We start from the raw sequence: 9134 nt of genomic DNA, 5'->3' as shown, positions 1-9134 counted from the left end.
CCCCCGGATGAACGCCTCCACTCAGCCTGCCGAGGGGGCGGGTGGATCAGGATCAAGAGCTGCAGGCGAGCTAACGCTCGGCCTGATGAGTGGTGAAAAGCGTGGGTGTACGCCGATCTGCCTTTGCTCTTCTGTGGGAGCGGGCTTGCTCGCGAAGGCGACCTGACAGCCGACCTGAATCTGACGGATGTACTCGGTCCAATTGTAGGAGTGAGCCTGCTCGCGAAGGCGGCCTGAAAGCCGACCAATCTCTCGCAGATACATGCAAATCAACCTGTGGGAGCGGGCTTGCCCGCGAAGGCGGCGTGTCAGGCAACATTGATGTTGGATGTGCCGGCCCCTTCGCAGGCAAGCCAGCTCCCACAGTTTTTGTGGTGACCCCGGCATTTGCAAACACCCCCAATCCCCTGTGGGAGCGGCCTGCTCGCGATAGCAGTGGGCCAGTCAACACCCATGCTGGATGTAATGCCGTCATCGCGAGCAAGCTCGCTCCCACAGGGAATGTGCAGTGTTCCGGCAGCCCTGTTTAAAAGTCGTCAGCCTTGTTTCCTGAAAGCCACACCGTCTTGCGTCGTTGCCTACAACTACGCCAGAATCCGCCGGCTTGTGAGTCTTGTATCCGGTCTTTATCGTTTCCCTGTCGCTGCAAATTCAGCGATCGGGTTTAGCGACCCGACCAGGTATAAGCGCAACAAGGCTCCAGTCTCTATTGCAAAAATTCGTATGTTTGCAATTTTCGACATGGTGGCTGTGCGCGGGAGACCTTCGGGTCTGCCGGGTCTTATACCTCCCGGTTCGCTAACCTGCGTACAGCTGCCACCCTTACTTGTTTAGCGACGGGTTCTGGTGGTTTCACCAGGTATAAAGGAGCTCCGCCATGTTCAAACCAACCCCGAATCCCCCGCCAGCCGACGACGTTTCCACCTACGAATCCCCCAGTTCCAAAAAGCTTCACGAAGCCGCGGACCGCGCACGGGATCACTACCTCAACCCCCCAAAAGACCCGGCACCACCGCGCAATCCCAGCACGATGTTTGTCATCGCCCCCGACATCAACACCGAAACGCTATTGGCCCACGCGTGCGAATCTCTGGCCTCGGCCAGCATCATGACCAGTGACCTTGCGGGATTTCTGGAAAGCCCTCATCGCAACGCGTTGCTGGGGATTGCGCAGATCATCATGTTGGGTGAGCTGGCGGTGAATCGGGCGCTGGATAATCTCGACCCACAGGAATAGCGATTGAGCGGTTTTGTCTGGTAGAGCAGAAACCAATAGGCAATCACTATCCAGTGTGGGAGCGGGCTTGCTCGCGAAGGCGTCATGACAGTCAGCATTGATGTTGACTGACCCACCGCTTTCGCGAGCAAGCCCGCTCCCACAGGGTTCTATGTCGTTTGTTCGATCTCGGTCTTCCCGTAAACAGAGCACGTACATTCAATTTTTCCTTCCCCCGTCCCATCATTATCGAATCCAGTCCCGGCGCATGGGCGTCGGTGGTTTTTCATTTGTGCGGGTGGGCCATGGACGCTTCGCGACGCGATGATCGGGCGCAAGACTGGGGGCTGCTGTTCCTGCGGGTCAGCGGCGGGTTGTTTCTGTTGTGGGTGCACGGTTTGCCCAAGCTGCTTCACTACAGTGCCGAGTTGCAAAACATCGAAGACCCTTTCCACCTGGGGGCGAACCTGACGCTGCTGTTGGCGATTTTCGCCGAGGTGGTGTGCCCGCTGCTGATCGTCGTCGGGTTGCTGGTGCGTCTGGCATGTTTGCCTATTCTGTTTTTGCTATGGGTGTCGATGTTGATCGTGCATCCGGAGTGGACCCTCTTCGAAGGCCAGTTCGGCTGGCTGTTGCTGATTGTGTTCACCAGCATTTTCATCGCCGGGCCGGGACGGCTGGCGCTCAATGTTCGTTTCGCCGGAGCTTTGCGTTATGTCTGATCTCAATCGCCGTGAACCGGCAAGTCCCGGGCCTGATGAGGTGGTGACCTTGATCGTCAAGCACCGGGTCAAGGCCGGTTTTGAAGTGCCTTATGAAGCCTGGCTGCGCCACATCGTCAAGGTGGCCGCGCAGAGCGTCGGGCATTTGGGCGTGGATGTGGTGCGCGGCAAGAACGCCGGCCTCGACACCTACACCTGCGTGCTGCGCTTTTGCTCGACTGAGGCGATGCAGCGCTGGCTCGATTCGCCGCAGCGCCAGGAGCTGGTCGACGAAGCCGCGCCGATGCTGGCCGATGGCGACCAGACCGAAGTCAATCCGATCAACGAGTTCTGGTTCTCGCCCCAGGCCGAGGCCGGTACGCCACCGCCGCGCTGGAAGCAGGCCGTGGTGACGTTGCTGGTGATCCTGCCGCACACCTTGCTGGTGCCGCTGCTCTGGGGGCCGCTGCTACGGCTCAACGCCTTGCTCTCCAACTACGTGGTGGCCACGTTCCTGATCACCCTGACCATCGTGCTCTCGGTGGTTTACATCTTTATGCCCATGGCGACGCGTCTGTTCGCGCCCTGGCTGTCTCCCGCCACTTTGCACGAGGAACCGTGATGAACGCCGATCTGATTTTGTTCAATGGTCAATTTCATACCGTTGACCGCGAAAAACCACTCGCTAGCGCTGTGGCGATCAGCGACGGTCGCTTTGTCGCAGTGGGCAGCGATGCCGAGGCCATGGCCCTGCGTGGCTCGAACACCCAAGTGATCGACCTCAAGGGCCGCTGCGTGATTCCCGGGCTCAACGACTCGCACTTGCACCTGATCCGCGGCGGCTTGAACTACAACCTGGAACTGCGCTGGGAAGGTGTACCGTCCCTGGCCGATGCCATGCGCATGCTCAAGGAGCAGGCCGACCGCACGCCGACGCCGCAGTGGGTGCGGGTGGTCGGTGGCTGGAACGAATTCCAGTTCGCCGAAAAGCGCATGCCGACCCTGGCGGAGCTCAACCAGGCGGCACCGGACACGCCGGTGTTTGTCCTGCACCTGTACGACCGCGCCTTGCTCAACCGCGCTGCGTTGCGCGTAGCCGGTTACACCCGCGACACGCCGAACCCACCGGGTGGCGAGATTGTGCGCGACGCCAATGGCGAGCCGACTGGCATGCTGGTGGCGCGGCCGAACGCGATGATTCTGTACTCGACCCTGGCCAAGGGGCCGAAGCTGCCGCTGGAGTATCAGGTCAACTCGACCCGTCAGTTCATGCGCGAACTCAATCGCCTGGGCCTGACCAGCGCTATCGATGCCGGCGGTGGTTTCCAGAATTATCCGGACGATTACCAGGTGATCGAACAGTTGGCGAAGGACGAGCAACTGACGGTGCGTATCGCCTACAACCTGTTCACCCAAAAGCCCAAGGAAGAGTTGACCGACTTCAAGAACTGGACCGGCAGCGTGAAGCTGCACCAGGGTGACGACTACTTGCGGCACAACGGCGCCGGGGAAATGTTGGTGTTCTCGGCGGCGGACTTCGAAGACTTCCTCGAACCGCGCCCGGACCTGCCGCAAACCATGGAAGCCGAACTGGAACCAGTGGTGCGCCATCTGGTCGAGCAACGCTGGCCGTTCCGTTTGCACGCCACTTACAACGAGTCCATCAGCCGCATGCTCGACGTGTTCGAGAAGGTCAATCGCGACATTCCGTTCAACGGCTTGCCTTGGTTTTTCGACCATGCCGAAACCATCACCCCGCAGAACATCGAGCGGGTGAGGGCGCTGGGTGGCGGCATTGCGATTCAGGATCGCATGGCGTTCCAGGGCGAGTACTTCGTCGAGCGTTACGGCGCGAAAGCGGCTGAAGCTACGCCACCGATCAAGCGCATGCTGGCTGAGGGCGTACCGGTCGGTGCCGGTACCGACGCCACACGGGTGTCGAGTTACAACCCATGGACTTCGCTGTACTGGATGGTCAGCGGTCGCACTGTCGGCGGCATGGAGTTGCACGCCGAAGGCCTGTCGCGCCTGACGGCGCTGGAACTGTTCACCCACGGCAGCGCCTGGTTCTCGTCGGAGCAGGGCAAAAAGGGCCAGATCAAGGTCGGGCAATTGGCCGACGTCGCGGCCCTCAGTGCGGACTTTTTCAGTGTCGATGAAGAGGCGATCAAGTGGATCGAATCGGTGTTGACCGTGGTCGGCGGCAAGGTGGTGTACGGCGCCGGTGACTTCGAGAAGCTCGGGCCGGCCAGCGTGCCGGTGCTGCCGGACTGGTCGCCGGTGGTGAAGGTACCGGGCCACTGGCGCCCGACGTCGCCGATGCAGGCCCAGGTTCACCATTGTAGCGGGCCGTGCGCGGTGCATTCCCACAGCCATGAACGGGCGCGACTGTCGAACGCGCCGGTCAGTGATTTCGCCGGTTTCTGGGGTGCCTTTGGCTGTTCGTGTTTTGCCTTCTGACGAATTCAAAAAAGCGCCGCCCCAACAGGGCGGCGCAGTATGCAATAACCATCCATCAAGGAGCTTCCAATGAGCAACGTTCCATACAAACGCCTGAACAAAGATGACGCCGTGGTATTGCTGGTCGACCACCAGACCGGTCTGATCTCGCTGGTGCAGGATTTCTCGCCCAACGAGTTCAAGAACAACGTGCTGGCGCTGGGCGACATCGCCAAGTTCTTCAAACTGCCGACCATCCTCACCACCAGTTTCGACAGCGGTCCGAACGGTCCGATCGTGCCGGAGCTCAAGGCGCAGTTCCCGGACGCGCCGTTCATTGCCCGCCCGGGCCAGATCAACGCCTGGGACAACGAAGACTTCGTCAAGGCGATCAAGGCCACCGGTCGCAAGCAACTGATCATCGCCGGTGTGGTGACCGACGTGTGCGTGGCGTTCCCGACCCTGTCGGCCATTGCTGAAGGCTTTGAAGTGTTTGTGGTGACCGACGCTTCCGGCACTTTCAACACCACTGTGCAACAAGCGGCCTGGGCGCGCATGTCGGCCGCCGGTGCACACCTGCTGAACTGGTTCGCCGTGGCCTGCGAGCTGCAAGGCGACTGGCGCAATGACATGGAAGGCCTGGCCAACCTGCTGTCGGAACGCTTGCCGAACTATCGCAACCTGATCAACAGCTACATGAAATTCACGGCCAAGTAAGACCTGTCCTGTGGGAGCGGGCTTGCTCGCGAAGGCGTCATGACAGTCAGCATTGATGTTGACTGAACCACCGCTTTCGCGAGCAAGCCCGCTCCCACAGGGTTTTGTGTGAACTGTTGATCAGCGGTTCTGCAACCAACTCAAAAAACCTCCTCTCTTGACCGCCACCGGTTTGGCCATCAACGCCATCCGGCTGTTCTGCTGGCGCACCGCTTGCAGCTTGTTCAACGCCCGGTCGACTTCCCGTCGTTGCGCCATGCAGTTGCGGGTCAGGGATTTGTCGAGACGGTAGATGATGCTTGAGGTCATGGCGGTGAACCGTGCCTGGGACGGCGTATCGGCGAGGATGCTTTGTTCGCCCATGACTTCACTCGGCCCCATGCGCCCGGCTTCGATCTGCGTGCTGCCGTCGGGGACGGTGGCGCTGACCACGCCGGTGGCGATAACGAACAGGCTGTCCGGTACCTCATCCAGATCCACCACCACCTCACCGGCCGCGTATTGCTGCGCCACCATGTTCTGGGCCAGGCGATCCCGTTCCTCGGCGCTCAGGGAACGGAAGATTTTCACTTCATCGAGCAAGGCCCGTGCGCGGGTCGACGGCTCGATCACGCCATCGGGTTGCCGGGAAATGCCTGCCGCTTCGAGGTGCCGATGAGCCAGGTCGAACAGTTGATTACGCACTTCACCCTTTTTGCCCAATTCGGCGATGAAGCCGCTGGCCACGTATTCGGACATGGTTTCGCCGGCCTCCTTGAGCACGGCTTTCGGCGCAGGATCGAGCAGCAGACTGCTACTGCCCTGAAGGGTACGGTCCAGGGCATCGAGTACCCGACGCGGGCGAATGTGATTGGGCACCTGAATGCTGATCGACACGCCGTGCATATTGGTCGGGCGGCTGAGGTTGACGATCTTTGCCTTGGCCGCTACCGAGTTCGGCACCACAGCGGTGCTGCCGGTGCTGGTCAGCAGATGCGTGGCGCGCCAGTCGATATCCAGCACTTTACCTTCAGCACCGTCGATGGAAACCCAGTCATCGACCTGGTACGGCTTGGTGGTGTTGAGCACGATGCCGGAGAACACGTCGCTCAAGGTGCTCTGCAATGCCAGACCCACCACGATGGCGACGACGCCGGAGGTCGCCAGCAAACCTTTTACCGGCAGTTCCAGCACGTAGCCGGCGGCGGCCACGACGGCAACCAGAAACACCAATGCGCCGATGACATCCTGCAACAACCGGCCGCTATGGCCGATGCGCCGCATCAGGGCCAGGCCGATCACTTCGGTAAGCACCCGCGCAGCATACAGCCACCACAGAATCCCCAGCGCCGTAGCCCCCAGTTGCACCACCTGATCATCGGCCAACAGCGGTGCCTGCAAGGGGCTGACGCCGGCGTTGATGATCACTGTGCTGAACAGCAGAAACAGCACCAGACGCACACCGACCCGGCTCACCCGATGCTTGAATGGCGCGAGGTGCCAGAGCAGGGCGTCGATGGCCAGCAGCAGGGTGCTCAGGGACAGCAAATGAGCATAGACAAAAGACATAAGGATGCTCCGGTAGAAATGAGGTCGCGCAGGTGGAGAGCGCTTTTCTGTGGGAGCGGGCTTGCTCGCGAAGACGGAGTATCAGTGACATTAGTGTTGCCTGACCCACCCCTTTCGCGAGCAAACCCGCTCCCACAGAAAAGCCCTTCACCACACAACCAGTGTGCGGTGAAGGGTAGGGACTCAGTTCAAATGCGTCTTGAGCTCCAGCGCAGCCTGACGCACCGCTGCTTTCACTTCCGGAATCTGGCTCAGCGGATTGAGCAGGCCGAAGTCGTGGATCATGCCGTTGTAGCGTACCGAGGTCACCGGCACGCCTGCCGCATCGAGGTGGCGGGCATAACCTTCGCCTTCGTCGCGCAGCACGTCGAACTCGGCGGTCTGCACCAATGCGGCCGGCAAGCCTTTGAGCTGTTCGGTGCTGGCGTTGAGCGGCGAGGCATGAATTTGCGCACGCTCGCCGGCGTCGGTGGTGTAGTTGTCCCAGAACCACTTCATCATGTTTTGCGTCAGGAAGTGGCCTTCGGCAAATTGCTGGTACGAAGCGTTATCAAACTGTGCGTTGGTCACTGGCCACATCAGCAGTTGAAAACGCAGGGCCGGGGTTTTTTGTTCCTTGGCCATCAAGGCCACGACCGCCGCCATGTTGCCGCCGACGCTGTTGCCGGCCACGGCCAGGCGCTTGCCGTCGACGCCGATCTCCTGGCCGTGTTCGGCCACCCAGCGAGTAGCGGCATATGCCTGGTTGATCGCGGTCGGGTAATGCGCTTCCGGCGAGGGCGTGTAGTCGACGTACACCGCGACCGCGCCGGAACCCACCACCAGGTCACGAATCAGGCGCTGGTGGGTCGGGAAATCGCCCAGCACCCAACCGCCACCGTGGAAGAACATGAACACCGGCAACTCACCTTTGACCTTGGCTGGACGCACCACTTTGAGGTGAATGGTCTGCCCGTCGACCTTGATCGCTTTGTCGCTGACGTCGACGCCGGACAGGTCAACCTTCACCGACGTCTGGGCGCCGGTCAGCACCGCACGGGCATCTTTCGGGCTCAGTTGTTCAAGCGGTTTGCCACCGCCGGCGGCGAGGGCCTCGAGAAAGGCCTGGGTGTTGTGTTCGACACCCGGGCTGCCTGCGGCAAAAGCGTTGCCGACGGCGAGGGCGAGGAGGGACGCGGTCAGGGTTTTCTGAACGAGGTTCATGGGTAAATCCTTTTTAACCGATTGAATTGAGTGTCTTGGGATGAGGTCGCTGCCGGCTCTGGGATTCAGGCTTCAGCAACACCGTGAGCACAGATTAATGGGGTGCCTGGAAGGGAAAAAGCGTCTATAAAGTGTTTGACTGTCAACCGGGAAGTGACAATGAACCCCTTCGAAGATATGCGTATTTTTTGCCAGGTCATGGACTCCGGCAGCTTCACCGCTGCCGCCGATCAATTGGGCCTGTCCAAGCAGTTTGTCAGTCGTCGTTTGATGCAACTTGAAGAACGCCTCGGCGTGCGTTTGCTCAATCGCTCGACCCGGCGCCTGGATGTCACGCCCCTGGGGCAGAGTTATTACGAGTCAGCCCTGCGCCTGCTCAGCGAAGTCGAACAAGTGGAGCAGGGCATCGCCGGCCAGACCACCGAGCCACGCGGGACCATTCGTGTGAGTGCGCCGCTGTCGTTCGCACTGGCGCATCTGGGGTGCCTGTTGCCGGTGTTTTTGCAGCGCTATCGCGAGGTGACGGTGGAGATGGATTTGAGCGATCGTCCCGTGGATTTGCTCGGTGAAGGTTACGACCTGGCTTTGCGCATTGGCACACTGGAAGACTCGACCCTGATCGCCCGCCGCATTGCCTCCATTGAACGGGTGTACTGCGCAAGCCCCGCGTACCTGGCCGAACGCGGCATACCGCGCAAGCCTGAAGATTTGCACGGTCACGACTGCCTGCCGTACGGTCATGGTCGCCAGGTGCAATGGCGTTTTGCGGGGCAGGGCAAGCCATTGAGCGTCAATGTCAGCGGGCGGATGCGGGTCAACAACGGTGAATTGCTCAAGGACGCGGCGATCGCCGGCCTGGGGATCACGTATTTGCCGACGTTCATTGTCGGTTCGGCGTTGAAGGATGGACGACTGGTGGCAGTGCTGGAGGATTTTTGCCCCGGACCGCTGACGTTATCGGCGGTGTATCCACAGCATCGTCAAAGTTCGCGGCCGGTGCAGGCGCTGGTCGGGTTCTTGCGCGAGGAGCTGGATCAGTCTGAGGGTGGGTTGTAAGGAGATTGTCCACACAATCTATTGTGGGAGCGGGCTTGCTCGCGAAGGCGGTGGGTCAGTCGACATCAGTGTTCGATGACCCACCGCCTTCGCGAGCAAGCCCGCTCCCACAGGGTTTTGTGTTGTATGGATTTCAGTGGGAATCAGGTCCTTTTGTCATCACCGGGTTGGGCATGGATGCCACGGTCATCGCCGGGTTCGCCATTGGCATGGACGCCGCGGTCATCGCCGGGTTCGCCATTGGCATGGACGCC

The 9134-nt window shown here is 60.6% G+C and carries 8 protein-coding genes; 6 read left to right on the top strand and 2 right to left on the bottom strand.

Annotation, left to right across the window (positions count from 1 at the left end):
- Nucleotides 1–877: 877 nt before the first annotated feature.
- The 5 genes from PMI28_RS04610 to ycaC all read left to right on the top strand — a co-directional run bounded on the left by PMI28_RS04610 (nt 878) and on the right by ycaC (nt 5073).
- Nucleotides 878–1237 carry a DUF6124 family protein gene (locus tag PMI28_RS04610; RefSeq protein WP_007991029.1) on the top strand — a complete coding sequence of 120 codons (360 nt, stop codon included), beginning with the start codon at nt 878–880 and terminating at the stop codon, nt 1235–1237.
- A gap of 284 nt (nt 1238–1521) precedes the next feature.
- Nucleotides 1522–1938: a DoxX family protein gene (locus tag PMI28_RS04615; protein WP_007991027.1), complete on the top strand. Its 417-nt coding sequence runs from the start codon at nt 1522–1524 to the stop codon at nt 1936–1938.
- Nucleotides 1931–2539, top strand: coding sequence for an antibiotic biosynthesis monooxygenase (locus tag PMI28_RS04620; protein ID WP_007991025.1), 609 nt, complete (start codon nt 1931–1933; stop codon nt 2537–2539). Before PMI28_RS04615 ends, PMI28_RS04620 begins: the two co-directional genes overlap by 8 nt.
- The gene (locus PMI28_RS04625) at nt 2539–4377 is read left to right on the top strand and encodes an amidohydrolase (protein WP_007991023.1); all 1839 of its coding nucleotides are present in this window, start codon (nt 2539–2541) and stop codon (nt 4375–4377) included. Before PMI28_RS04620 ends, PMI28_RS04625 begins: the two co-directional genes overlap by 1 nt.
- 69 nt (nt 4378–4446) lie before the next feature.
- On the top strand, nt 4447–5073 hold the full coding sequence (ycaC, locus tag PMI28_RS04630) for an isochorismate family cysteine hydrolase YcaC (protein WP_007991021.1): 627 nt from the start codon (nt 4447–4449) through the stop codon (nt 5071–5073).
- Between the two features lie 120 nt (nt 5074–5193).
- Here ycaC and PMI28_RS04635 read toward each other — a convergent pair whose 3' ends face one another.
- Nucleotides 5194–6621 carry a mechanosensitive ion channel family protein gene (locus PMI28_RS04635; protein ID WP_007991019.1) on the bottom strand — a complete coding sequence of 476 codons (1428 nt, stop codon included), beginning with the start codon at nt 6619–6621 and terminating at the stop codon, nt 5194–5196.
- A 183-nt stretch (nt 6622–6804) separates the two neighbouring features.
- Nucleotides 6805–7824, bottom strand: a complete 1020-nt coding sequence (locus PMI28_RS04640; protein ID WP_007991017.1) for an alpha/beta hydrolase — start codon at nt 7822–7824, stop codon at nt 6805–6807.
- Between the two features lie 159 nt (nt 7825–7983).
- Between PMI28_RS04640 and PMI28_RS04645 the strand changes: the two genes are divergently transcribed.
- Nucleotides 7984–8880, top strand: a complete 897-nt coding sequence (locus tag PMI28_RS04645) for a LysR family transcriptional regulator (RefSeq protein ID WP_007991015.1) — start codon at nt 7984–7986, stop codon at nt 8878–8880.
- The last annotated feature ends 254 nt before the right edge of the window (nt 8881–9134 follow it).

It is taken from the genome of Pseudomonas sp. GM48 (assembly GCF_000282335.1).
Classification (GTDB): domain Bacteria; phylum Pseudomonadota; class Gammaproteobacteria; order Pseudomonadales; family Pseudomonadaceae; genus Aquipseudomonas.
Note: the sequence above shows the minus strand (reverse complement) of the source record. Positions and strands in the feature narration are given on the sequence as shown.

Excerpts from the sequence above, each read along its gene's own strand:
- ycaC (WP_007991021.1), top strand. The coding sequence starts at position 4,447 with ATGAGCAACGTTCCATACAAACGCCTGAACAAAGATGACGCCGTGGTA.
- PMI28_RS04620 (WP_007991025.1), top strand. The coding sequence starts at position 1,931 with ATGTCTGATCTCAATCGCCGTGAACCGGCAAGTCCCGGGCCTGATGAG.
- PMI28_RS04625 (WP_007991023.1), top strand. The coding sequence starts at position 2,539 with ATGAACGCCGATCTGATTTTGTTCAATGGTCAATTTCATACCGTTGAC.
- PMI28_RS04610 (WP_007991029.1), top strand. The coding sequence starts at position 878 with ATGTTCAAACCAACCCCGAATCCCCCGCCAGCCGACGACGTTTCCACC.
- PMI28_RS04640 (WP_007991017.1), bottom strand. The coding sequence starts at position 7,824 with ATGAACCTCGTTCAGAAAACCCTGACCGCGTCCCTCCTCGCCCTCGCC.
- PMI28_RS04635 (WP_007991019.1), bottom strand. The coding sequence starts at position 6,621 with ATGTCTTTTGTCTATGCTCATTTGCTGTCCCTGAGCACCCTGCTGCTG.
- PMI28_RS04645 (WP_007991015.1), top strand. The coding sequence starts at position 7,984 with ATGAACCCCTTCGAAGATATGCGTATTTTTTGCCAGGTCATGGACTCC.
- PMI28_RS04615 (WP_007991027.1), top strand. The coding sequence starts at position 1,522 with ATGGACGCTTCGCGACGCGATGATCGGGCGCAAGACTGGGGGCTGCTG.